This window comes from Microbulbifer pacificus (assembly GCF_033723955.1).
GTDB lineage: Bacteria > Pseudomonadota > Gammaproteobacteria > Pseudomonadales > Cellvibrionaceae > Microbulbifer > Microbulbifer pacificus.
In genome coordinates this window covers 3,274,964-3,299,939 of record NZ_CP137555.1, presented here as the reverse complement: position 1 = coordinate 3,299,939, position 24,976 = coordinate 3,274,964, and the positions used below count along the sequence as shown (strand labels likewise).

Sequence of the window (24,976 nt, the reverse complement as noted above, 5' to 3'; positions counted from 1 at the left end):
AGATTCTTCGGAGGTCAGGTCAATTCTGCGCGCACGGTGCGCGTAGCTTCCACCATGTTCAGCAGCGCTGAACCCACTTCTGCCCAACTGCGTGTCTTCAGTCCACAGTCCGGGTTTATCCACAGTTTTTCCTGTGGAATCACTTCCAGTAGCTGATACAAGCGACTCACCAGCTCCTTGCGCTCGGGCACATTCGGCGAGTGAATGTCGTAGATGCCGGGGCCGATTTCGTTCGGGTAGCTGCCGCCTTCGCCTGCAAACACCTGTAACAAGCGCAGGTCGGAGCGGGCAGATTCGATGGTGATGACGTCCGCGTCCAGCGCCACGATCGCATCCATGATCGCATTGAAGTTGGAGTAGCACATGTGGGTGTGGATCTGGGTTTCCGGTTGTACCTGGCTGCAGGTATAGCGGAAGCAACCCACGGCCCAGTCGAAATAATCCTTGCGCCCGGATTCCCGCAGCGGTACGCCTTCCCGCAATGCCGGTTCGTCGATCTGGATGATGCCGATTCCTGCGGCTTCCAGGTCCTGTACTTCCTGACGCAGCGCTTTGGCAATCTGCAGGCAGCTCAGCGCGCGGGGAATATCCTCGCGAGGGAAGGACCAGTTGAGGATGGTTACCGGACCAGTGAGCATGCCTTTTACCGGCTTTTTACTGAGGCTCTGGGCGTATTCGCTCCACTGTACTGTCATGGCTGTCGGGCGGGAAATGTCGCCGGCGATAATCGGCGGTTTTACACAGCGGGAGCCGTAGCTCTGCACCCAGCCGTTGCCGGTGTGGATAAATCCATCCAGCTGCTCACCAAAATATTCCACCATGTCATTGCGTTCGGCTTCGCCGTGTACTAGCACGTCGAGACCGAGAATTTCCTGGCGGCGGATTGCCTCGGCAATTTCCGCGCGTAAATGTGCATCGTAGTCCTGCTGGGAAATTTCCTGAGCACGGAACTGGTGGCGCACTTCGCGCAGTACATCTGTCTGCGGGAACGATCCTATGGTGGTGGTGGGCAGTAGCGGTAGCTGCCAGCGGGCACGTTGAACTTCCGCACGCTCGGGATACTTCTGCGCACGCCAAGTACTGGCGAGTTCCTCACGGACTTCTGCTTCTGTGCGGCTCTGTGTTTTCTCAACTACCGGCAGTGTTTGCGCGCCGGGTTTCAGTGCCTGCTGCAAAGTATGCAGTTCGTCGAGTTTCTGGCGGCTGTAGGCGAGTTTCTGTTTGTCTTCCTCAACAAGCGCGGTTTCGGTTTCCAGATCCACCGGGGTGTGCAGCAGCGAGCAGCTGACGGATAGCCACAGGCGATCACCGAGAGATTCTGCAATATGCAACAGCTCCTGCTGCCAGCGTGCGAGATCCGTGCGCCATACATTGCGGCCGTTGATTACGCCCACCGACAGCACCTGGTTTTTATTGAGCGCAGCCAGTGCTGGGGCCACCTCTTCCGGTGCGCGCACCGCATCGATGTGCACACCGTCGACCGGCAGCGCGAATGCGAGCTCCAGATTTTCACGCAGCGGTGAGAAATAGGTCGCGAGCAACAGCTTGCTGCCGCTGGCTTTGGCGAGGGTCGCATAAGTCGGAGCGAATGCTTCGCGCCAGTTATCCGGCAAATCCAGGCCTAGGATCGGCTCGTCGATCTGCACCCACTGTGCGGCGGCACTGGCGAGCTGTTTCAGCAGTTCCACATAGCGGGGCAACAGGCGGGGCAGCAGCTCCAGAGAGTTATCCACACCTCGACCAAGCCATAGGTATGTGAGCGGGCCAATGATGACCGGTTTTACGTTGTGGCCCAGGCTCTGTGCCTCCAGCACTTCCGCCAGTAGCCACTCCGGGTCCAGCCCAAACTGCTGGTCCGCGGTGAATTCCGGCACCAGGTAGTGATAGTTGGTATCAAACCATTTGGTCATGGCGCTGGCAGCCACCGGCTCGCCGGAGGGAGCGCGGCCGCGGGCGAGGCGGAAGTACTGGTCCAGCTTGTTGTCGGCACTGCCTTCTGCGAAGCGCTCGGGAATCGCGCCAAACATGAGCGAGTGATTGAGGACCTGGTCGTACCAGGCGAAGTCGCCAACGGTGGTGAGTGCCAGGCCGGCGGCCTGCTGGGCCTGCCAGTTTTTACTGCGTACCTGCGAGCCCACGGCCAGCAGTGCCTGTTGGTCGATTTCCCCTTTCCAGTAGGCTTCCTGTGCCCGTTTCAGTTCGCGGCGCGCGCCAATGCGCGGATAGCCGAGGATGTGTGTCTGTGCCATGTCCTTATCCCAAATGTTTGACGACCCGGTGCCGGCAGCACCGGGTGGTGAATTTCGGGGTTGATTCTGCGGGCCGCTCCATGTTCAATCAATTTCATATTTTTTGCCTGAAACATGAATTTTTCTAAACATGATTGAGCTGAGACATCTCAAGGCACTCACCATCTTGCGGGAAACCGGCAGCATGGTGCGCGCTGCCGAGCGGCTGTGTCTGACCCAGTCCGCCCTCTCCCACCTGTTCCGAGAGATGGAAGACCGCCACGAGCAGGCGCTGTTCGTGCGCAAATCCCGCCCCCTGCGTTTCACCAGTGCGGGCTTGCGGCTGCTGCAGCTGGCGGATGAAGTCCTACCAAGGGTAGCGGTGGCGCAGCGGGATCTGGCGCGACTCGCTTCCGGGCAGGCGGGGCGGCTGAATATCGCGATTGAGTGCCACAGCTGTTACCAGTGGCTGATGCCGACACTGGATGCCTATCGCAACGGCTGGCCGGAAGTGGAACTGGATCTCTCCAGTGGCTTCCACTTTGCACCGCTGCCGGCACTGGTGCGCGGCGACTTGGATCTGGTGGTCACCAGCAATCCGGATCCATCGCTCAAGGGAATTCATTACGAACCGCTGTTCAGTTTCGAGATGTGCCTGGCCGTGAACCGCAAGCATCCACTGGCGGAGAAGAAGTGGGTGGAACCGCAGGATCTCGCGGGCGAGGTGCAGATCACCTACCCGGTTGAGCGCGAGCGTCTTGACGTTTTCCAGAATTTTCTCGACCCTGCCGGTATCGAGCCCGCCGCGGTGCGCACCGCGGAACTCACTGTAATGATGGTGCAGCTGGTGGTAAGCGGACGCGGTGTGTGTGCGCTTCCTAACTGGGCACTTTACGAATATTTACTGAAGGGGCTGGTCAACCAGCTTAGAATGGGCAAAAACGGGTTGTGGAGTACACTCTACGCAGCCGTGCGCGAAGAGATGCTGGAGCAGGTATTTCTGCGCGATTTTTTTGAAACCGCACGCACTACCTGTTTCAGTAATTTAAACGGCGTACGTGCAGCCAGCTAGTTGCCGGGCAGTAGACCGTTAAAATCAGCAATTAATCAAAACCAATAAAAGGGAAAATCATGGCATCGACACCTCACAGCTGGAGCCCCGTGCTCAAAACCCTGCACTGGACCATCGCGTTTTTTATCCTGTTTGCATGGGGCTCGGTGGAGCTGCACGAGTTCTACGAGCGCGACGATCCCATGCGCGGCTGGTGGATGGTGCTGCACTTCTCGCTCGGCTTCACTGTGCTGTTTCTGGGCCTGGCGCGGCTCTACTGGCGCGCCACCCACGGCCGTCCCACCCTGTACGGCAGTGGCTTACAGAAGCCTATTTCTCTGCTGGTACAGAGCCTGATGTACATCATCATCATCGGCATGCCCCTGACCGGCCTGATGATGCGCCAGTTCGCGGGGCGTGAGACCAAGCTGTTCTGGCTGTTCGACCTGCCGTCGCTTGTTGCCAAGAATGAGGCCCTCGCCAAACAGCTGGCGTTTTTGCACAAGGAATTTCTGTGGAATGCGCTGCTGGTGTTGCTGGTGCTGCATATCGGCGGTGCGCTGTGGCATCACCTGTTCATCAAGGACAATACCCTGCGGCAGATGCTGCCGTTCGGCAAAGTGAAGTAACACCGAATACCGTCATCCCGGGCCTGACCCGGGATCCAGTGAATCTGGCACGGCCTACAATCTGGATTCCCGCCTTCGCGGGAATGACGAGACTGAAATAAAAAGGGCACCATCTGGTGCCCTTTTTTGTTTCCGAGGAAAACCCTCAGACCGGATCAGTCGAAAGACTTCTTCGGCTTGCGCTTTTTGAACGCCGGCGCGGTGTGGCCACCGGATTTCACGCGCGATTCGTCAAAGCGGGCGATGTTCATCGGGCGGCCGTTTACCCGCACCTTTTTCAGGTGCTGGAAGATTTCCTGCGGCATGCCTTCCGGCAGGTCGACGGTGGTGTACTCGGGGTAAATCTCGATACGGCCGATGTAGGAACTGTCGAGATCCACTTCGTTGGCGATGGCGCCGACGATACTGCCCGGGCGCACGCCGTGTTCGCGGCCCACTTCAATGCGGTAGCGCTCCTTGCCTTCGTCCGGCCCCGGAATACGCTTGCTGTCCTTCTCGAAACCGGGCTTCTTGTCACGCGGCTTGCGCTTGCGGTCTTCGAAGTCGTCTCCGAATTCGCGCGGCTTGCGCTCGCGGAATTCCTGACGCGCCGGCTCGCGCTCGTCCAGCAGCAGCGGCTGGTCGCCCTGCGCCATCGCCGCCAGAGCTGCGGCCACATCCAACGGATCGACGTCGTTGTCTTCCAGGAACTTTTCCACCAGATCGCGGAACGGCGCCAGGTCGCGGCGGCCCCCCATGGTGAAGGTAATTTTCTGGCGGAATTTTTCCATACGGGAAGCATTCACGGCAGCAGCGGTCGGCAGGTCGAGGCGCTCGATCGACTTCTTGGTGGCGCGCTCGATAGTGCGCAGCATGCGCTGCTCACGCGGTGCCACGAACAGGATCGCATCGCCTTCGCGACCGGCACGGCCGGTACGGCCGATACGGTGAATGTAGGCTTCGGTATCGTAGGGAATGTCGTAATTGATCACGTGGCTGATGCGCTTCACGTCCAGACCGCGCGCAGCAACGTCGGTGGCCACAACGATATCGAGCTTGCCGGCTTTCAGCTTCTCGATCACTTGCTCGCGCATGCCCTGCGCCATGTCCCCGTTCAGGGCGGCACTGGCAAACCCGCGTGCGGCCAGCTTGTCGGCCACTTCCACGGTCGCGTTTTTGGTACGCACGAAAATGATGGTGGCATCCACCGGCTCGGCTTCGAGAATACGGGTCAGCGCGTCCATCTTGTGCAGGCCGCCCACCGGCCAGTAACGCTGGCGAATGGTCTCGGCGGTCTCGGTTTTCACCTTGATCTTTACTTCCACCGGATCGTGCAGGTGCTCGCGGGCGATAGAGGCAACTTCACGCGGCATGGTGGCGGAGAACAGCGCGATCTGGCGCTCTTCCGGAATCTGCTCCAGCACCCATTTCACGTCGTCGATAAAGCCCATGCGCAGCATTTCGTCGGCTTCGTCGAGAACCAGCATTTTAAGGGAGGACAGGTCCAGGGTGCCCTTGCGCATGTGGTCCATCACGCGGCCCGGGGTGCCCACGATCAGTTGCACGCCGCGCTTCAGCGCCTGGATCTGGCCGCGGTAGTCGGCGCCACCGTAAATCGGCGCAACGTGGAAACCCTTGAGGTTGGCCGCATAGGACTGGCAGGCCTCGGCCACCTGGATGGCCAGCTCACGGGTCGGCGCCAGCACCAGTGCCTGCGGGCGCTTGTCGCGCAGGTCGAGGCTCGCCAGCATCGGCAGTGCGAATGCGGCGGTCTTGCCGGTACCGGTCTGGGCCTGGCCCAGTACATCGCGGCCTTGCAGCAGTGACGGGATAGTCTGTGCCTGGATCGGGCTGGGGGTTTCGTAGCCCAGCTTGGTCACGGCGTCGAGAATTTCAGTAGGCAGACCCAGCTGGTCAAAACCAGCAGGTTGGGAATTGTCGGTCATGTTGAGATCACTTGAATATAAACAGGGGGCCGGGCCGGAGCGCGCATTTACCCAGTCAGGTAACCATAGCTCACAGCCGAAAATTGCTGGGCAAGGCGAAGAAGCCCATTAATAGCACCGCTATTTCAAGCTCATTCAACTCTAAGACAGGGGCCTGTGGCGAGGAGGTCTGTTACCCATGATGACTAATGTCCCGCTTGCAGCCACTGCTTGGGCCGGGGACAAGAGGACGCGCAGTCTACCAGTTTCGCGGGAGAGTGCCAGTTTATTTTTTGAGCGATGGGATTATTGGCGTTTCTGGCTAAGGAAGCTTTTCAATTCTCGTCATACCGGCGCAGGCCGGTATCCAGGGCTGCGGAGTGCGGTGCCTTGACCATTCTGGATCCCGGATCGAGTCCGGGATGACGAGACACGGGAGTCCGGGATGACGAGACGCGGGAGTTCTGGATCCCGGATCAAGTCCGGGATGACAGGGTGACGGTTAGCGGCAAAATTTGGGGGGCTGGTCCGACTCGTCCATCAGCCACTGACAGGCCTGCCCCTTCTGGCCGCATTTCTCAACGAGCGCCACAACCTGATCCCGGCTGCGGTGGTCGTGCACACCGCGGAGCAGATGGGTTTTCAGCAGTGCCCGCTGTTCCGCGGCAAGCGACGGCAAACGGGTCAAGTACCCCCTTTGCGATGGCGACATGTACAGCGGGTGGATAGGAGACAAGTTGATTCGCGTGGCTAAGTTATCCGTCCAGCACGCCATTGAATTCATTTAGGTGTACTTGATCTGCGCCATTTCCGCCCAAGTATCCGGCCGCAAGGGGAGCACAACCGCGGCCCGCTGATGCTGCCACAGCGCCGCTCCATAATCCTGCTGGGTATCATTTCCGCCACTATCGGCTCGCCACTCCGGCAATCTGGCTTGTGGCGGGGACTGCTATGGTTATCCAAGTCCAACTCAATGACGCGCGCAATGATGGCCATAGCTGAAGTCGTAGACGCGGGCGATGCCACGTTGCAGAGCTGGTACTAGTATCGAAGTTGATTCGCGACCCGCATCACCTGCAGCTGCGCCAGTCCCTTACAGGCGACATGAATACACAGAGCCACCAACCGGAGTATGGCAATCCACATACTTCTATTGCACAAAATACCGTGTAGTGGCGCATGTAAATTCCCAGTCTTAAATTGCGCATAAAAATAAGTAATTAGAAAAATTAGGACCTATCTAAAAAATTAGATTTTTGCCACAATTACAACTTAGATTTTCCTTAGAGTAATCACAAGCTTACCCCTACTAAACCACAGAAAAATCGAAAAATGATCAATTCAATTCAGGCTCTACGTGGAATAGCTGCATTCGGAGTAGTATATTCTCATGCAAATGGAGTAATTAGAAAAAGATACAGTGAACTTGGCTTAACTGACCCAATATGGGAAATTGAGCAAGGGTGGAGTAAATTTGGTGGAGGGGTTGGAGTTGACTTATTCCTCCTACTCTCCGGATTTATTATTTTTTATACAGGCTGGAACAAACAGCAGGATTTTACGCAATTTCTCACCAAAAGGTTTTCTAGAATATTCCCAATATGGTGGGTGGCCCTGCTCGGGGTTATTGCTATTTCTCTAATTCCAGGATCATCGTCAACTTTTAACCTGTATGAGATATTAACATCCTTCCTACTTATACCCATTTCGCAAGGAGGAGAATATCAAAAACCTATTTTAGAAGTTGGATGGGCTCTTCACTACATAGTAGCTTTTTATATAATTTATGCATTTTTTAGTAAGCTTGATTCACTAAAGGCTCTCAAACTTATTACACTGTTCCTATTATCATGCACATTAGCTGGGTTACTCTACAGCATTGATGCCGGAATTTGGACGGTATTAACCAACCCTCGCATGCTAAGTTACGCCGTTGGAGGTTGGATGGCCTACTGGTACATTAATGGCAGTATTCAATGGTCAAAAAAGCTCTCTTTCTTTACATATAGCTTCATTGCCATAATGTCTTACATGTTTATTTTCCAAAATGATTGGAGATCAGGCATCCCCCTTACTGTTAACCGAGTCCCAATAGCGGCCGCCATTCTTTTCTTAGTCCTTTTCAATCCAAGGATATCCAAAATCCCTCTCCCTAAATTTTTGGTGGCATTTGGAGGAAGTTCATACTCCATTTACTTGTTCCACATGTTCCCTTTAATGATCATATCGGGAATATGGAAGCGAGAAATATTTCTCCCCTCCACTCCCCCACTACTTACCTGGTTCATTCTTATTCTAATAGGTGTATTAGCTGGTCTGGCGGCATACTTTATAGTTGAAAAGCCCTTGCAAAAAATACGTGCTCCCTTACTTTTCAGCAAGCTTGGTAAGTTTAAGTTAAAGATAGGAGACCAAAGTAGGAGGCTTGGGAGCTAGTTTTAACGACAAACGACTACGCTGCACATAAGTTGATCAGGAAAATAGTTGTACTGTAGGGCTCCGATTTACGGCTCGCCTAGGGCTGTTTCTCGCTGAAGAGAACAAGGGGGCAGGTAATCTATAGTCGTCAACGCTTTCCGGACATTCACAGACGAGCAGTTTGCGCCTAGGGGGCTTGGGGGCCCCCGGATTCCACTTCCTTCACCTCACCCCGGCTACGCGGTCATGGCAAAGTGTCTTGTGTAACCTGAATTCAGCGAATCGGCATCCGGGGTTACCTCTTAGGGCAAAGCTTCTGAACCCCCTTCTCCCCCTGCAACCACTGGCAGACCGGCCCTTGCTGGCCATACAGCTCCACAAGGCCGATGATCTGATTCCGGCTGCGATGGTCATATACTCCACGGAGCAGTTGCGCCTCCAGTAATGCCAGCTGATCGCCGCCAAGCAACGGCAAACGCGGAAGATAAGTCTGGGCAACGGCGACATGCACGGCGGGCGTGTAGGGACCGAGCTGATTCGCCCGTTTGAGGTAACCCTCCAGCACACTATCGAATTCATTCAAGCGCGCCTTGATCTGCGCCATTTCCCCCCAGGTATCCGGCCACAAGGGCCGCAGCGCCGCGGCGCGCTGATGCAGCGCCAGTGCCGCGCGGTAATCCTGCGGAATGACATTGCCATCGTTGTATGCGCGCCACTCCAGCAACCGGGCCTGCAGTGTGAGCTGGTAGGGATTATCCGGATGCAGGCGGTTGGCCTGTTCGATGGCGTTGAGCGCCGAAACCATGGCAGCGGAGGATGGCACCTCGCCGCGCTTGTACCAGTACTCGAGCTGGTTCTCTACCCGGATGACCTGTAAGTGCGCGAGCCCCAGGGCGCCCGCGTGGCCAGCAAGGTAAATCAATGCCACAACTGTGAGCCAGGTTCCCAGCTTGCGCGCAAAGCCCACCTGCTCCGGCCACACAAAAGACAAGGCTTTCGCCGCGAACGAATTGCGGGCCCTTGAACGCCGGCGGCGGCGACGACCGGAAGACGAGGATTCAGCAAGAGATTGGGTATTCATGGCAGAGAAGTCCGGCGTACGTCTGTGCGATCAAGAAAAGTGACAGGCGGCAATTTTACCCGGATTTTCCCGCACCAGCTGCCACGCCTTCTCCTCACCCACGATTTCTTCCGCCGCCAGACGACCGGTATTCAATACCGGCGGGCGGCGCACTTCGTGGTGCGCGTCGGTGGCGAGAATGGTGACAAGGTCCTGCTCCAGCAGCTGAATTGCACGCTCCTGTGCCGGCTCGCCAAAGTGGCCAGCAACCGCTCCCGCGGTTACCTGGAACAGGCAACCCTCGCGCACCAGCGGCAGTACTTTGTTGAAATCCCGCATCACATCCTTGTTGCGCTCCGGGTGCGCAATCATCGGCCGCACCTTCTGCTTGCGCAGCCAGCGGATCAGTTGTTCGGTACCCGGGGGTATATGACTGTGGGGCAATTCCAGTAGCAGCACACGCTCATCCTCCCAATCGCCGAGATACGGCACCTGCTTCAGCAGTACCATATTCAAGATTTCTTCGGACAGGCGAATTTCCGCGGACATGCCCAGCTGCAGGGGAATCCCCTCCTCCGCCAGTGCTTCACGCAACTGGTTGAAGGCCTTAGTAATAGAGGAAAGGGTATTGGGGAAGCGCCCCGTGTGGATATGGGGTGTGGCGACGCAGTGGGTGATGCCGTCAGCAACAGAAGCTCTGGCGAGCACCAGAGCCTGTTCGAGATCGCGGGCACCGTCGTCGATGCCCGGCAGTAAATGACAATGGAGGTCTATCATGCCAGCTCAAGCGGCTTTTCTTCTGTCTTAGATTTGGACCTAGCGGCCTTCGCCATGGATTCCGCTACTTTGGCGTTTTCCGCACCGTAGCCATATCGACCGCCGTAGTAACCGTAGTACTCCCCGTAACCGCCGGACTTGGACATGTCCACCTGGTTGAGAACTACCCCATCCAGCTTAGCACCGACCTGCAGCAAGCGGCCGATACCGTCGGTGATGACCTTCTGACGGGTGCTGTCGGCTTTTACGACATACACCATGGAATCCGCCACACGTGAAATCACCAGCGCGTCGCTCACCACCTGGGTAGGCGCCGTATCCAGGATAATGCGGTCGTATTTATCCGACAAAACCTTGAGTGCCTGCGCAAAGCGCGGGGATGCCAGTAGCTCCTGCGGATTGGGCGGTACGGCACCGGCGGGGATTACATCCAGCCCGCTATCCTCGTCGCGGTAAATACACTCAGCGAGCGAGGCGCTGCCCGAAATCAGGTTCGACAAACCCGGCTGATACACCGGCAAGCCAAATTCCTTACCGATTGATGGGCGGCGCATATCCGCGTCAATCAGTAGCACCTTTTCCATCTGCACCAGGGAGAATGCCAAATTCTCAGAGACCGTCGTCTTGCCCTCCCCCGGAATCGATGAAGTTACCGAAATTACCTTAACCGGCTTATCCAGGTGGGAAAGCACCAAACTCGTCCGCAATGTTCGAATCGCCTCGGCGAAGCGGTAATTGTCCGCCTGGTAGAAGGTACGCAAACCCAAGCGTTGACGCTTATCGTGCGGCACCCAAGGTAGCAAACCTACCATGCGCTGGCCGAGTTTGTTTTCCACATCATCGGGGTTGCGCACCCCGTCATTCAGCACTTCGAACAGGAAGGCCAGTACAACACCAAACATCGCGCTGACTACAAATGCCAGCGCCACGATCAGTTTTTTCTTGGGCTTGGCCGGCGAGCGCGGAGCAACTGCGGGATCAGTCAGGCGCGCGTTAGCGGCTTCGAAATCCGCGATTTCACTGGTTTCCTTAAAGCGGGTCAGGAACGCATTGTAGAGCTGGGTATTGACCTCAACCTCACGCTTGAGTTCGTCGTAACGGGTCTCTTTGCGGGTAATACGCTGGTATTCCGCCTTGGCTGAAGACAGCTCCTGAAGCAGTGCACGCTCGTTAGATTGCGCCGCCTGGTAATCGCTTTCAATACCTGCCACCAACTGACGAATCTCTGCGTGCAGTTTCGATTCCACCGACGCCAGCTGATCACGCGCGGCAATCATTTGGGGATGCTTGGGACCATAGCGCCGCGCCAGTTCAGATACTCTCCTGGAGGCCTCGACTTCCGCACGCTTCACGTCCTGGATAACACTGTGGTTCAGTACCTCAGGCAGAGTCGCCAATGCATCGATATCAGTACCGCGCACCTTGACCAGCTCGCGCACACTTTCCGCCTGCTTCAGTTCCTTGCGAACCAGCAACAGCTGATTCGTAATTTCATTCAACTCCCGAGAGGCCAACCCGCGCACGCCCTCCACATCCACCAGGCCTTCCACTTCCTGGAAGTTTTGTAAGGCGGACTCAGACTCTTCCAGCTTGCTGCGCAAATCGTCCAAACGACTGTTGAGCCAAGTTGTCGCCTGCTGGGTAACCTCCAGCTTGGCTTCCATCTGGCTCTCGGTGTATACCACAGCCACTGTGTTCGCTACCTGGGCAGCGAGCTGGGGGGAAGCGGACTCGAAGGTGATATTTACCAATTGGGTATTTCGCACCGGTGAGATTTCGAGCCGGCCGGAAAAGGCCTCCGTTACCTGCTGCAGTTTGAGCTTGGCTGCGTCCTCTTCCGGCAGCGGTTCCGGCTGCCGCATAAACGGCAACCAAGATTTGATGCGCGACTTTAACGATGGCGACTGCTGCTCCGGATCAAACTCTGGATGGCTGGTGAGATTCAAACGCTGAACTACCCGTTCCGCGATACGCTTGGATTTCAGGATTTCGAACTGGGTGAGGAGATATTCCTTACGGCTGGAATCGAGGCCGTACACCTCCTCAATAGACAAGGCTTTAGCCTGCTCCGCCTCGATCATCAGTGTCGCCGTGGCCTGATACATTGGCGTCATGGAAAACACCACCATCGCCGTCAGCATGGCGACCGCAACGGAGAGGCCCGCGATACGCCATTTAAAGCGATCGACAACACGCCAATACTGGCGCAGATCAATCACTTCTTCCTGAAGCAGGCGGTCCTGAGAATTCATCACGGAACCCGTTTGCGTTTGCACATTCATGGACTGGTACTACCTCAGAAGAAACTCTGCTCAACGGTGACAATGTCGCCAGGGCGCAGCTTGGTATTCAGCTCGGCCTTTACCCTGGCTTGCGTGGGATCATCGCCGCGCACGATATAAATCTTGCTTTCGGACGCGCGCTCGGTAAAGCCTTGAGCCAATGCTGCGGCTTTACTGATACTGAGACCGGGCTGGAATGGATATCCACCCGGCCTGACCACTTCGCCGTTAATAAAGAAGGGGCGGTACTCCAGCATGGAGACATGTACATTGGGGTTGACCAGATAATCCCCCTTGAGCCCACCGACAATCAAATTTTCTAAGCCAGAAAGTGTCAGCCCAGCCACTTTGAGCTCACCCAGGAACGGGTAGTTGATCACGCCACTATCACTGAGAATGGTCTCAATGGTGAGATCCTCTTCACCATAGACACTAATCAAGATTTTATCGCCGGAACCCAGCTGATAATCGCCGCGCGTCAGTTCATCTGCCTGTACTGCCGAGGCAAAAATCAAAATGGACAAGACAAAAGCAGCGCGATAAACGCGCTGCATCAGTGAGCTGAAAACACTCATAGAAATACCGAAATTAAAAACGATTCAGCAATAAATTACAGAGATGCCTGAATACCGATAAAAGTAAGGTTCTTTTCATAGTCGAAACCTTCCCGGGTGGAATCCTGGTCAGACAGGCTCACCCCGGCGGAAAACGACAGCCAGCGCTGCATTTGATAGCTCATACGCAGCTGGGAGCTATTCACCGTCTCCTCCCTATCGGTCTCTACACCTCGATAATCATTCAACTCATGATCAAAGGTAAGTTGGGTAGAAAAACGCTCCGCCCAGGAGTGGTGCCAGGTTACTGCGTAGTTCTGCACGTCGATAAAATCGCCATCACCCCAGGATTCCCGGCTGCGGCGCGCTGTGCTGAAGTCAAATGCACTGTAGGTCAGTGGCACCCAGCGCACCCCGGCCTCCCAGCCGGCACCGCTGAAGTCATCGCGAGTACTGCTATCGAAGTCTTTTGTACGCAGGCCTACCTTTACACGACCCGTGGTTTGCGCAGTGCCTTCCCATGTCACACCTGCGCGATAGTTCATCTCCGCACTATCGAGAGATTCGGCGTCCATTGCCGTATAGTCATAAGTAACTTCGCGGCGGGTGATCTCCGCCAACACCTTGGTTTTACCGCCGGCATTGTAATTGAAGGTAATACCGCCATAGCCGGTACCGCGATCACGCTCACGCGTACGCACACCGCCCGCATAATCCAGGTCGGCTGTACCCAACTCTATATCAATCTGCCCCTTTGCCGACTCGGCCCCATAACTGTATACCGCACCGAAGTCAGAACTATGGTAGCGATCAGGCTCATCCAGCAGGTCGCCGCGGCCGAGGGAGAAACCGGACCCGCGGGCATCATGCCCGTTTGTATAGGAGCCATGCAGTGCGAGACGATGGCGAAAATTCAGTTCCCAGAAGGCATCACCATCCAGGAAGTGGTCCAGATAGTTATCGTCCTTACTATCGAAGTACTCGCCTTTAGCCAGCGCGTAGCTGACGCTATAGGCAGAAACACCATCCTCGGCTGTCAGCAAAAAATTAGGGCGCACTTTCGCCACCAGACTTTCGACCTTGTCAGTTTCTGAAAGAGTGACATTGTCATCCTGGGCCAGATCCACACTCAACGTCGGAGTGAAATTGATTCCATTCCCCAATTTGACGGAGGCAGCTTCTGACTGGGCCCAAGCTGAACCGCCCCCCAAACTGGCCATCAAACATACAACTGCAGACAAATTCCGCTTGGTCATTTTTGCTTCCAAAGATCCTGAAATGTTCGGTAAAGGCTGCTTTTAGATCCCCAGCAACCCGAATTACTCATCGACCGCCCTAAAACAGACGAACAGCCCTCGATACCCCTCAAAAATTTGAGAATCGAGTCACAAATTTGGCGGCACACTAACACATAAATGTGTCGTTCTCTACGGTCCGGCACCACTCGAAATCAATAGGCATTGCTACCCACAAATCCCCTGAACAAGGTCATCCACACAATGCGGATATCCAACCAGAGGGACCAGTTGCGGATGTATTGCAGATCGTGCTCCACCCGCTTGCTCATTTTTTCCACAGTATCCGTCTCGCCGCGCCAGCCATTCACCTGGGCCCAGCCGGTAATACCCGGCTTCACCTTGTGCCGCAGCATGTAGCCGTTCACCACCGCGCGGTACTGCTCGTTGTGCGCCACCGCGTGCGGGCGCGGGCCGACGATGCTCATACGGCCCTGCAATACGTTGATGAATTGCGGCAGCTCGTCAAGGGAAGTGCGACGCAGGAAGGCGCCCACCGGGGTGATACGAGCATCGCCCTTCTTTGCCTGCACCACGGTATCGCCATTGTCCTGGGTGGTCATGGAGCGGAACTTCCACACTTTGATGGGCCGGCCATCCAGACCGTAGCGGTGCTGCTTAAAAATCACCGGACCCTTGGAGGTCAATTTGATCGAAGCCGCTATAGCCAGCATCAACGGTGAAATCAGCAACAGGATGATGGAAGACAACACCAGGTCCTCCATACGCTTGAGCCAGCTGTTGACCCCCTCGATAGGGGTATCGTGTACACTCAGCAAACTGGTACTACCTACCTGGTAAAAACGTGCGTGCAGTAAATTATTTACAAACAGATCTGTCGCAACATGTACAGTGGCCGTGGTGTCGGCAAAAGCGTGCAGGATTTCGGCAATACGCGGCTCCTCACGCATAGGCAGGGCGATATAAACCAAGTCCAGCTCGCCTGCCTTTGCAGCCGCCACCGCTGCAGTGACATCCCCCATAACCGGGACGTTGCCGACCAAGCCAAAAGCCTGCCCACAGGCATCCGAACCTGGCACCCGGTAAAAGCCCTTTACGCGAATACCCAATTGCGGCTCGTGGGCCAAGTCGCGGAACAAACGTATACCGGAATCCGTCACACCAATCACAACCGCTGAGCGGGTATTGTGATCATGGGTGCGGAGATAAAACAGTATCTGCCGGAATGCAAAGCGCCAACCCGCCAGAAGTGCCAGCGTCCCCAAAAACCAGCAGCCCACCGCAAGGCGAGAAAAGATATGGGCGTTTTTGGAAAAATAGGAAATCACTAACAGCAGTAAGCAAACCGCCAACCATGAGATGGCAGTACTACTAAACATGTGTAGGTAGCTGTCTGCTCGCCAAGAACGGTAAAGATTCAGCGACTCCGCCATAAAGGCAAAGGCAACCGCCGCCACCAAGCCGGCTATCAGCCAATCCTTGCTTACGGCAATGTCAAAGAATTGACAACAAACAATGAGCGTACCGAGGATCAACAGCATATCCAGTAATCGGTACACTGCAGCCAAACCAGACTGGTGGCTGCGGATCCATCCCTGATCCACTACTCTTTCCCCCATTTGAATCTCCCAAGTCAACCAATCCCAGTCGACCAGACGGTGCCTGCAATGCACCCCTAGCCCCAAAAGTTGGCCCGAAATTTAGGCCTATTAATATGGGGCAAAATCATGCCACAAATGTGAAGCGCATCAAATAACTCGAGTGCGGCAAATCAAAAAATACCGGTGGCGCGATCAAATTACACCCACACCGAACAAATTACCTTCAATTTTTATTAGGCAAGAAACGGGCCAAAAATATCAAAAAAACAACAGTCCCAACAAAAACACCCAAAGTATTAGCTGCCATATCCGCTAGCGAAGCCGTACGCGCAGGCATCATACAGCCCTGCCAGAGTTCCAAACCCGCACCTAAAAACAACAGGCCAGCAAGCCCCCATATCCACCGGCGGCGCGATACTGCCATACCCCAAAGCAATGCCAGCACCGCAAATACACCGCAGTGCAACATAAGATCAAAATGGGGAACAACTTGAGGCACAGGCTTGGGCTTCGCGCCCGCGAATAGCGCAACGCCCAACACACAAATAAACAGAAGGCGAGCCAATAACTTCACGTGACGAATTTCTATCACAGAAAAAAAAGTTCCTAAATAGCCCGAAAGGGTCAAAAAAACAAAGCCCCAACGGCAAGCCGGCGGGGCCAATTCGATCACCGAGATAAAAGCGGTGCTTTATACGCGGGCATATCGGTCTTCGAGCCGCACGATATCGTCTTCCCCTAAATAGGAACCGGACTGCACCTCGATCAATTCCAGCGGGATGCTGCCCGGATTCTCCAGGCGGTGCACCTCACCCAGCGGGATATAGGTACTCTGGTTTTCGGTTACCAGAAATTCCTTTTCGCCGCAGGTCACCATCGCCGTACCGGAAACCACAATCCAGTGCTCCGCGCGGTGGTGGTGCATCTGCAGGCTCAACTGTGCACCGGGGTTTACCACAATCCGCTTCACCTGGAAGCGCTCGCCTTTATCCACGGAATCGTAACAGCCCCAGGGGCGGTACACCTTTCGGTGCAGCAGCGCCTCGGAGCGACCTTCCGCCTTCAGGCGCTCAACGACTTTCTTGATATCCTGCACGCGGTCTTTAGCGGCGACCAGAATGGCATCATCGCTTTCCACCACAACCACATCATCCAGGCCCACGGTTGCAATCAGTTTACCGTCACTTTGCACAAAACAATTGCGGCTATCCTGCAGGATTACGTCGCCTTTCGCCGAGTTACCCTGTTCATCCTTCTCAGACACTTCCCACAGTGCAGACCAGGAACCCAGATCGCTCCAGCCACAGCCCATGGGTACCACTACCGCATCGCGAGTGTGCTCCATTACCGCGTAATCAATGGATTCATCGGCGCATGCCAGGAACACCTCTTTTGCCGGGCGTACAAAGTCCACATCAAAAGACGCACCCCGCAGGGCTTTTTCGCACGCGGCAAGAATATCCGGGCGGAACTTAGCAAGCTCTTCCAGGTAACGGCTGGCGCGGAACAGGAACATGCCGCTATTCCAGTAGAAGTCACCGCTGCGCAGGTATTCCTCAGCAGTCGCCTGATCCGGCTTTTCCACAAACTCCGCAACCGCAAAGGCATTACCGTCAGCATTCAAAGCCTGCGCCTTGCGGATATACCCATAACCGGTTTCCGGCGCGGTTGGCACTATCCCAAAGGTTACCAGCTTACCGGCATCTGCCTGCGGTACAGAGCGCATAACCGCAGCCTGGAAGGCAGCTAAATCCTTGATGGCGTGGTCCGCGGCCAACACCAGCAGCAATGGATCTTCCTCATCGCCTGCAGTCGCGCGCAGCGCCGCCAGTGCCACCGCTGGCGCGGTATTACGGCCGACCGGTTCCAGCAGGATTCCGCTGTGACCAATGCCAGCTTCGCGCAATTGCTCAGCCACGATAAAGCGGTGATCATCCCCACAGATCAGCAGCGGTGGCTGGGATTCAATGCCCTGCAGGCGTGCGCAGGTACTCTGCAGCATACTTGCCTCATCAATCAGCGGTAAAAACTGCTTCGGAAAAAGCTTGCGGGAAAGGGGCCAAAGGCGGGTGCCAGAACCGCCAGCCATAACTACGGGAAGTATCATTTTCGAGTTCCAAGAAACCTAGTTCTATATACTGAGATAGCTTCAATCATGTTGCTGAAAAATTACCTACAACCTTAACTGTTTATAACGGCCAACGCTTTATACATATCCATTCGCTTCAAACTGCTTTTCTAGTTTTTCGCATATGTGATCCCAGTGGAAACGGGAAGGGTCAAATGGCTTGTTAGGAACCTTGTCCGAAAGTACTAAATTCAAGTGGCGACTTAACTCTTGCGGGTTATGAGGGTCAAAATAAATTGCAGCCTCTCCCATAATTTCCTTAAATACTTCAATATCAGAACACAAAACTTGAGCACGGCATGCTGCCGCCTCTATCAATGGCATACCAAAGCCCTCGAAAAAAGCTGGACTCACAAAAGTTTTGGTAGACCTATACAATTTAAGCAAATCTTCTTCGCCAATTGAGTCGAATATTTGAATTGAGCGGACACAAGCACTTGCAGATGACTCAATATATTTTTTAATTTCACCCAAAGATCCAAGATCCCTTCCGATGAATACCACCTTTGTATCTGGAGGGCAGTGTTCAAGCGCCCGAATTAATAAGATATGGTTTTTCCTAGGTTCAAAAGTCGCGACATATACCACATCGTAATCGTAATAATTATGTAGTGACCCACTATCGAAATAGCTTTCAGAAAGACCATTATACGCAACCAACACTTTATCCTTACTAATGCCGCACTTTGAAATCACGTCAGCTTTAGAAAATTCTGAAACTGTAACTACAAAATGCGCCATTTTAAGCTGGATCTGCTGAAATAAACTGGAAAACAACCCCAATCCTTTCCGACCAAAATTTGTCCAATTGCGCAAATCATGGATCAGCTGGTAATGGGCATGCCTTAACGTCAGAAGTAGCGGAACAGGCTGAAAATCAGAGTAAACCACACCTGGTTTTAAACACAATAGTTTGAAACTTAAGTCCAGCCAAGTCGCGAGTCGTTGCAACTTCGATTTATACGGCCGAACATAAATGACATTGCTTTCTGGACACCAATCCGGCTTCTGTCCCTGAGCCACGACGACCGTAACATAAAATCTACCACTGCGCAGATGACGCTTTCCAAGCTCATCGAAGCGCTTATTGGCACCAGTCACACGATCCTTTTGATAGTAGATAGAAACTAAATATAATGACTTCATGCAAGACGACTTTTTAATGCAAGACACAAAAACAAACCAAGGGATGTCAACCAAATCAGCATCGACGTAGTGCCATTAGCCATAAACACAGGAACAACAAAACAATAGGTTGCCAAAACCGCGCAAACGCAATCGAAGCTGTCGATTAACTTTATCTTACGGAGAAGCAGGAGTGGCACCCCGAAAAAAAGTAGGACCCCCAAAAGCCCATACTCAACCAAAAAATCAAGATACCAGTTATGCGTATACAAGGCGAGCCCTGTATTAAAATAGAAATTAACCATTTTATATTTCAGCTGGTCCGCTCCAACCCCAAACCAAGGATGAGCGTAAAAGATTTCAACTCCATTACCGAGCAAATTCATTCGATGGAGATTTGAATGCCAAGCCGCCTCCGACTCATCCAAGCCATAGGTGTATATGGCGACATTTTCAACTGCAATCTCATAGACAAAAACGGCTGAAAAAATACAACCGATCATACACAGTGAAGCCACTAAGGGGAAAGCGCGCCTCACCGCTACCGACCGCGTTAAACACCAGAATAAAACCACCGCTAGGCTTCCAACCACTATCCCCTTTCGCTCCAGTGAAGCAATCAAAAGAATGGTAGCGACCGCCAAATAGGACCAAGACTTCATACCATGGAAACACTTAACCCCAATCGCGGAAACCACGAAAAATAACCCAAACGCGTATTTCATATCTCCCAAGTGTTTATAGCCGACAAAATACCCCTGTCTCCAATGCATAAACACAACTATCGTCGCACACACCAACAAGAAAAATCGGAAAACTTTAAGGAAATTTTCGTCTGAGGGCCTCAGGCAGTATGACAGACACACCGGCCACATAAGGACCAGCCCCCATTGGATTACCTGCTTGAATCCGTTGAATGAATCACCCAGAAGTAAAACGGCAGAAACATACAAAAAAAAAGGAAGAAAAGCTGAAAGCTTGTAGACCGCGTAACTCCAGAACGACCGCTCAAACAACCAAAAAACTGCAAATATTCCCAGAAGATACAAATCAGAAACCCGGACAATCATGCCACTGACCGAAAACCTAATATCAAGCAGGGCTAGCGGTATAAGCAGTAATGAAAAGAACAACTTTCGATTGACGCCAAAAATAAGACTGAATCTATCAGCAACAAAAAAAATTGATGAAGGAACCATTCTAATATCTCACCCCTATAACGAGGGCGAGTGATAACAATTGCCTACGAAAAAAACCTAAAGCCCCCGAACCAAAGAATATTTCACTAGCTTCAGAAATGGGTGGCTGGCACTTAAGGAAAAAGGAGCGCCTTTCTGATCGGTCAGCTATTCGAGTCCCCTTCAGAAGTATCACAAAAATCTTATAAAAGATCAGAGCACTAAAACGACCATCATCTCGTATTTTGGAATTTAGCCTAGAATAGGCATCTACGAGATTAGCCAAAATGCATGAATAACTTGAGTTTCGGTGTGCTGTAATAGAACCCGAGCGCTTTCTATAACCGACTAGTGCTTCATTTACCAAAAAAATGCTTTGTGCGTTAATGAAAGAGCTCGAAACAAAAGCGATATCTTCATACGTACGATGTATGAACCTCATTCCATCAATCAAATCTGCACGGTAAATTCGTGACCAGGCGAAAAATCCTGTATAAAATGGCTGAAAACACGATTTATAAGGCAGTCGAAGCTTCGATTCGACACTGATATTTTCGTAATCCCTGAATTCAGAATAACCAAATTCAATAATTTGAGGGCGATTATTCAGCTTAATCGAATCGTGTAAAGTCGCCCAATACGATGGCATAACGACATCATCTGAGTCGACAAACCCAATATAGTCACCGCTAGCCAACTTCATCCCACAGTTTCTTGCCTCCCCTAGTCCTTGGTTCACATCTAACCTCAACAACTGCCACTGAAATTCTACCCGACGGGAAAAACTATTTAGCAACTGCTCGCAAACATCGCCGGACCCCTCTGGGCAACAATCATCTACGAATATGACTTCGACTTGGGGTGAATTAGCGCCGACTAGGAGACTTTCAATAAGATCAGGAAGATATCCAGAAACTTTGTACATCGGGCAAATAAGGCTAAGTTTGAACATTAGGCAACTTCACCCTGTGATTCGACACCACCATATTCACCACCGAAATACTCGTCGACATAACGATCAAGCATTTTTTCAAGAGTAAAGTTGATAAAATAATTATTAAACCCGTTCTTGCCATGCTGTGAAATTTTATCTTTGTCTTCGACATAAGTGCGCATGCAATCATGTAATGCTGCTACATCTTTATGGGGGACCAAATATCCAGTTAATTGATGGTTAATGAGTTCACGACTTCCACCCACATCAGTGGCGATAACCGCTTTACCGCACGCCATAGCTTCTATAATACTTCTGGGCAATCCTTCCCAATGGCTAGAAAGGACGAAAATGTCAGACTCCGCCAACTTGACAGAAAAATCAGGAACAACGCCCTTAAAAGTAATAACTTCCGGAGGTAGGGCTGCAAACAATGACTTCACTTCTGCTTCCATTTGGCCATCGCCATAAATATCAAGGCTAAAATTGGCACCCGATTCATGCAATTTTTCCACGGCCTTTGCCAAAGTGACATAATCTTTTTGCACCTCAAATCTAGCAGCAGTAATAAACTTAACCTGAGTTCCACGAGGACGCTCAGCTATACCATGAATTTTCTTTCTACCTGCCATACCGTTGTAGATCACTTTTACCTTGCGATCCGGAACGCCAATTCTTAGATATTCATTTTTATCAAATTGGCATACGCCTACTATCGTCCCTGGAAGAAAGGCCAAAATACGCTCAAGTAATTGGAATTTTTTGTAGCCCCTATTTTCCGGGGTGTTAACAAAAGGAACACCATGCGGGACATAGTAGTTTTTGCGGAACGTCAGCACAGATGCTATTCGCCCCAAAGCACCAATTTTTGCCGTATGCCAGGAGCAAATCTTCGGCCTAACTTTAAATATCACCCAAATTAATTGAAGTAGCGCAATGAAATCAAACCAGATATTCAAATCTCGTCTTAGATTCTTGAGCTTATAAACTCGATATCCACGCTGCTCCAAAGCTTGCGCTGCACTGCCGTCTCCCCCCAAAACATATGTAACATCAATGCCTTCCTGCCGGAACCGTTCGCCAATTTGGCAGATATGCTTAAAAGAACCAGAAACGACCGTATCAGACCTGGTCATACCTATTAATATTTTCATGAGCATAAAAACCTTAAGGTCAATTTAGTTTTCTGTGAACGTATTTTCTGGCATTTTTATTGAGATTTTATATGGATCTCCTAAAGTCCCATATAAATTTTTGTATTTTTCTGCCACTAGTGGCATACGAAATTTTTCTGTAACAAGATTTTTATTGTGGTCAATGACTGCTCCTGCATGTTCTTTGTAGACTTTGACGCCCATCAAGATCGCCTCAGCTAACCTCTCGGGAGAAAAGTTCTCAGCAACAGCGCCATTTTTGCCATCTTCGATAACATCTGAAGCGCCGCTTACAGGTGTGGAAACTAACACTTTCCCCAAAAGCAAAGCTTCTAGTAACGAGTTGGAGAAGCCTTCAGCTTCAGATGCATTCACAAATACATCAAAATGGGAAATCACTTCAATAACGTCCTCACGTGCACCATGGAATACTATTGAATCTTGCAAACCTAACTTTTGTGCCCATCTTTTAGTTTCCACTAGTGCCGTTCCATCGCCGACAAGATGTAACTTTAAATCAAAATCACTATGGAAGACGATTTCAAATGCTCGCAACAAAATATCTATTCGTTTTATCTCCTCGATTCGTCCATGATAAAAAAGGATAATTGAGTCCGTCTTCTTTACACGTGTTTTTTTTGGGGAGAGACTATTTAGTAAGGCTGTGTCAATTCCGTTAGGGATGCATACGATTCTTTTGCAGCCGAATTTTTTAAGGTTCTCTGCAATCACAGATGTTATAGCAACAAAAACCGGGTTAGATTTTAGAATGAGTCGAACCAAAATAGGGCCAATAAAAAATTTTTTCTTCAAACATACAAGGTCCATATGCTGATTGGAATTGCCAATTTTTATTATTGTCGGCTTGTTAAGCAGCTTACCGATAAAGCACCCTACGAACGCGCCAAACTTACCTTGATGACAGTGAATAATATCGAACTTGTTTCGATTCCAAATTGCCCAACATGTAGCAGCTACGAGCCAATAGATTGAAAAAAACAGCCACCGACCAAGTAAATCCGGAGGAAATAACGTGTAAATTCTTTTGACCTTCAATGACTCGTTTGATTCATCGACACGCCACTTTTGAGTTGACGTAAGCACGGTAACTTCCACACCAGAACTCTGCAGCTCTGTTGCGATGCGTCTACATTGCTTTTCGGCTCCGCCATAGACATCAGGCATATACTGGGCCGTTACCATTAAAACTTTTGTCATTTAGCTGCCTTTTGCCCAAGACGGAAACTTTCAGAAAATTGCAACACGAACTCATGAAAATGTCGAAACTTTGATTCAGGAGAACACAGGAGGTTTAACTCAACCAATATGACCGCAATAACCATTGATAAAATACCACTCACCAATAATTCCAAGAAAAAATGAAATTCCAGAAAATCGAGGAGGTAATAGTTGGGAAGGTAAAATGCTAGCGTTGCCGGAATCCCAATAATGAAAATTCGCAAAAACCGATACCAGGGCAGATTCAACATAATTGCAACACGAACAGAATATAAACAACCGTGAACCAAAAGAGCAACACCAGCGCCCCAAGCCACGCCATTTAAACCGTATTCGACCCCGAAGTAGCAACAAACTGTTACAGCAAAAAGTAAGAAAAGAGAGTGCTGGGATGATATTGATACTTTCCCCACCGAGCGGACATACGTGTTCAGTATCATGTATGAAATTCTGTAGCTTCCGAATGCACATAAAATCGAAAGTACGCTGGCTGCCTCTAACCAAGTGGGGCCCAACAAAAGCCTTATAATGTTTTCCCCATTTGCAGCCAAGATACCCGACAGAGGGGCAGCTAATGCGAATGTCCAGAAAATGCCTTTGAGCATCGTTTTTTGCAAATAGTTTTGATCAGTCTGTTTTTTTGCCATCGCAGGGAATAGAACTCGATCCGCCGCGACCATATAAACGTATGACGGGTATTCCATAACCCTATAAGCTCGACTATATAGCCCCAGGAAGTGGGCACCCAAATATTTTGACACAATTACATAATCGACATTCAAAGCGAGATAGTTGATTGTTCGAGTAATGAAAAACCCGAACCCTTTCCCTAATAATTTTTCTATTTCACTTTTTCTTAGCAGGGGGATAATTGAATGTCTGGCCGCACAGTAGCAAATAACGGTATGAACTAAAGATTCAACCACCATTCCGTAAATCAAGGACCAGAAACCGTAACCTGAATAAATCATTGGTCCGGCAACTAACAGCATGCCAACTAGATAAGAAACGATACTGCTTCTCATCAGTAAACTCGCCTTCATATCACGCTGCAGAAGAGCTCCTGAGACGCTTGAGAACCCCCTCGCTATTAGAATTACAATCAATGCACCACCCATCGATTGCAGTTCAGGGACACCCACCCATACAGACACCTGGGGAAGTGTCCAGTAAAAACAGACAGAAATAAGAGAAACGACGGCCATTGTCAGCGTCAGAGCAACGCGAACAGTCTCTTTAGAAATTTTTTCCAGCTGAATCAGGCATGCAGCAAATCCTAAATTTGCAAACATATCAGCAAAGTAGACTACAACACTTGCAGCTGCAACAACCCCAAACTCCCAAGGCTCCAATAATCTAGAGAGGAAAAGTAGGAAAAACAGTTTTATTGCCTTTTCGACTAAGGCCAGTCCAGCAATTGAAATAATTTTTTTTTGTAACAAGTACTCGCACTCTACA

General features: G+C 51.7%; 20 protein-coding genes. 3 read left to right on the top strand and 17 right to left on the bottom strand.

All coding sequences use genetic code 11. The features are described from left to right. Positions 1–14: 14 nt before the first annotated feature. Positions 15–2,249, bottom strand: a complete 2,235-nt coding sequence (gene metE / locus R5R33_RS14060) for a 5-methyltetrahydropteroyltriglutamate--homocysteine S-methyltransferase (RefSeq protein WP_318953332.1) — start codon at positions 2,247–2,249, stop codon at positions 15–17. A gap of 130 nt (positions 2,250–2,379) precedes the next feature. Between metE and R5R33_RS14055 the strand changes: the two genes are divergently transcribed. Together R5R33_RS14055 and R5R33_RS14050 are read left to right on the top strand one after the other, a co-directional pair. Next, complete coding sequence (locus R5R33_RS14055; protein ID WP_318953331.1) at positions 2,380–3,300, top strand: LysR family transcriptional regulator; 921 nt, start codon at positions 2,380–2,382, stop codon at positions 3,298–3,300. Positions 3,301–3,359: 59 nt separating this feature from the next. Continuing rightward, positions 3,360–3,908, top strand: coding sequence for a cytochrome b (locus R5R33_RS14050; RefSeq protein ID WP_318953330.1), 549 nt, complete (start codon positions 3,360–3,362; stop codon positions 3,906–3,908). Positions 3,909–4,063: 155 nt separating this feature from the next. On the opposite strand, the gene R5R33_RS14045 is transcribed toward R5R33_RS14050, so the two are convergent. Together R5R33_RS14045 and R5R33_RS14040 are read right to left on the bottom strand one after the other, a co-directional pair. Beyond that, positions 4,064–5,833 (bottom strand): DEAD/DEAH box helicase, encoded by a 1,770-nt coding sequence (locus tag R5R33_RS14045; RefSeq protein ID WP_318953329.1) that lies wholly within the window; start codon positions 5,831–5,833, stop codon positions 4,064–4,066. A gap of 481 nt (positions 5,834–6,314) precedes the next feature. After that, on the bottom strand, positions 6,315–6,500 hold the full coding sequence (locus R5R33_RS14040; protein WP_318953328.1) for a hypothetical protein: 186 nt from the start codon (positions 6,498–6,500) through the stop codon (positions 6,315–6,317). A gap of 644 nt (positions 6,501–7,144) precedes the next feature. On the opposite strand from R5R33_RS14040, the gene R5R33_RS14035 reads away from it, so the two are divergent. Then, entirely contained in the window at positions 7,145–8,248 is a 1,104-nt protein-coding gene (locus R5R33_RS14035) for an acyltransferase family protein (protein WP_318953327.1), read from the top strand. A 277-nt stretch (positions 8,249–8,525) separates the two neighbouring features. Here the strand turns inward: R5R33_RS14035 and R5R33_RS14030 are convergent, their stop codons facing one another. From R5R33_RS14030 to R5R33_RS13965, 14 genes are all read right to left on the bottom strand, one after another. Beyond that, positions 8,526–9,311, bottom strand: coding sequence for a VpsP family polysaccharide biosynthesis protein (locus R5R33_RS14030; RefSeq protein ID WP_318953326.1), 786 nt, complete (start codon positions 9,309–9,311; stop codon positions 8,526–8,528). A 30-nt stretch (positions 9,312–9,341) separates the two neighbouring features. Next, positions 9,342–10,067: a tyrosine-protein phosphatase gene (locus R5R33_RS14025; RefSeq protein ID WP_318953325.1), complete on the bottom strand. Its 726-nt coding sequence runs from the start codon at positions 10,065–10,067 to the stop codon at positions 9,342–9,344. After that, positions 10,064–12,319 carry a GumC family protein gene (locus tag R5R33_RS14020; protein ID WP_318953324.1) on the bottom strand — a complete coding sequence of 752 codons (2,256 nt, stop codon included), beginning with the start codon at positions 12,317–12,319 and terminating at the stop codon, positions 10,064–10,066. Before R5R33_RS14020 ends, R5R33_RS14025 begins: the two co-directional genes overlap by 4 nt. Before the next feature lie 44 nt (positions 12,320–12,363). Further along, complete coding sequence (locus tag R5R33_RS14015; RefSeq protein WP_318953323.1) at positions 12,364–12,924, bottom strand: polysaccharide biosynthesis/export family protein; 561 nt, start codon at positions 12,922–12,924, stop codon at positions 12,364–12,366. Positions 12,925–12,959: 35 nt separating this feature from the next. Beyond that, positions 12,960–14,123, bottom strand: a complete 1,164-nt coding sequence (locus R5R33_RS14010) for an outer membrane beta-barrel protein (protein ID WP_318953322.1) — start codon at positions 14,121–14,123, stop codon at positions 12,960–12,962. 230 nt (positions 14,124–14,353) lie between these two features. Further along, positions 14,354–15,778: an undecaprenyl-phosphate glucose phosphotransferase gene (locus tag R5R33_RS14005; protein ID WP_318953321.1), complete on the bottom strand. Its 1,425-nt coding sequence runs from the start codon at positions 15,776–15,778 to the stop codon at positions 14,354–14,356. 205 nt (positions 15,779–15,983) lie between these two features. Further along, the gene (locus tag R5R33_RS14000) at positions 15,984–16,433 is read right to left on the bottom strand and encodes a VanZ family protein (RefSeq protein WP_318953320.1); all 450 of its coding nucleotides are present in this window, start codon (positions 16,431–16,433) and stop codon (positions 15,984–15,986) included. Positions 16,434–16,451: 18 nt separating this feature from the next. Beyond that, positions 16,452–17,867 (bottom strand): mannose-1-phosphate guanylyltransferase/mannose-6-phosphate isomerase, encoded by a 1,416-nt coding sequence (locus R5R33_RS13995; protein ID WP_318953319.1) that lies wholly within the window; start codon positions 17,865–17,867, stop codon positions 16,452–16,454. A 99-nt stretch (positions 17,868–17,966) separates the two neighbouring features. Beyond that, positions 17,967–19,034: a glycosyltransferase family 4 protein gene (locus R5R33_RS13990; protein WP_318953318.1), complete on the bottom strand. Its 1,068-nt coding sequence runs from the start codon at positions 19,032–19,034 to the stop codon at positions 17,967–17,969. Further along, a complete protein-coding gene (locus R5R33_RS13985) occupies positions 19,031–20,212 on the bottom strand; it encodes an O-antigen ligase family protein (RefSeq protein ID WP_318953317.1) in 1,182 nt (393 codons plus the stop codon). Before R5R33_RS13985 ends, R5R33_RS13990 begins: the two co-directional genes overlap by 4 nt. Before the next feature lies 1 nt (position 20,213). Further along, positions 20,214–21,143 carry a glycosyltransferase family 2 protein gene (locus tag R5R33_RS13980; protein WP_318953316.1) on the bottom strand — a complete coding sequence of 310 codons (930 nt, stop codon included), beginning with the start codon at positions 21,141–21,143 and terminating at the stop codon, positions 20,214–20,216. Then, the gene (locus R5R33_RS13975; RefSeq protein ID WP_318953315.1) at positions 21,143–22,279 is read right to left on the bottom strand and encodes a glycosyltransferase; all 1,137 of its coding nucleotides are present in this window, start codon (positions 22,277–22,279) and stop codon (positions 21,143–21,145) included. Before R5R33_RS13975 ends, R5R33_RS13980 begins: the two co-directional genes overlap by 1 nt. A gap of 24 nt (positions 22,280–22,303) precedes the next feature. Then, the gene (locus R5R33_RS13970) at positions 22,304–23,497 is read right to left on the bottom strand and encodes a glycosyltransferase family 4 protein (RefSeq protein WP_318953314.1); all 1,194 of its coding nucleotides are present in this window, start codon (positions 23,495–23,497) and stop codon (positions 22,304–22,306) included. Further along, entirely contained in the window at positions 23,494–24,960 is a 1,467-nt protein-coding gene (locus tag R5R33_RS13965; RefSeq protein ID WP_318953313.1) for an oligosaccharide flippase family protein, read from the bottom strand. The genes R5R33_RS13970 and R5R33_RS13965 overlap by 4 nt, the downstream gene beginning before the upstream one ends. Positions 24,961–24,976: the final 16 nt, after the last annotated feature.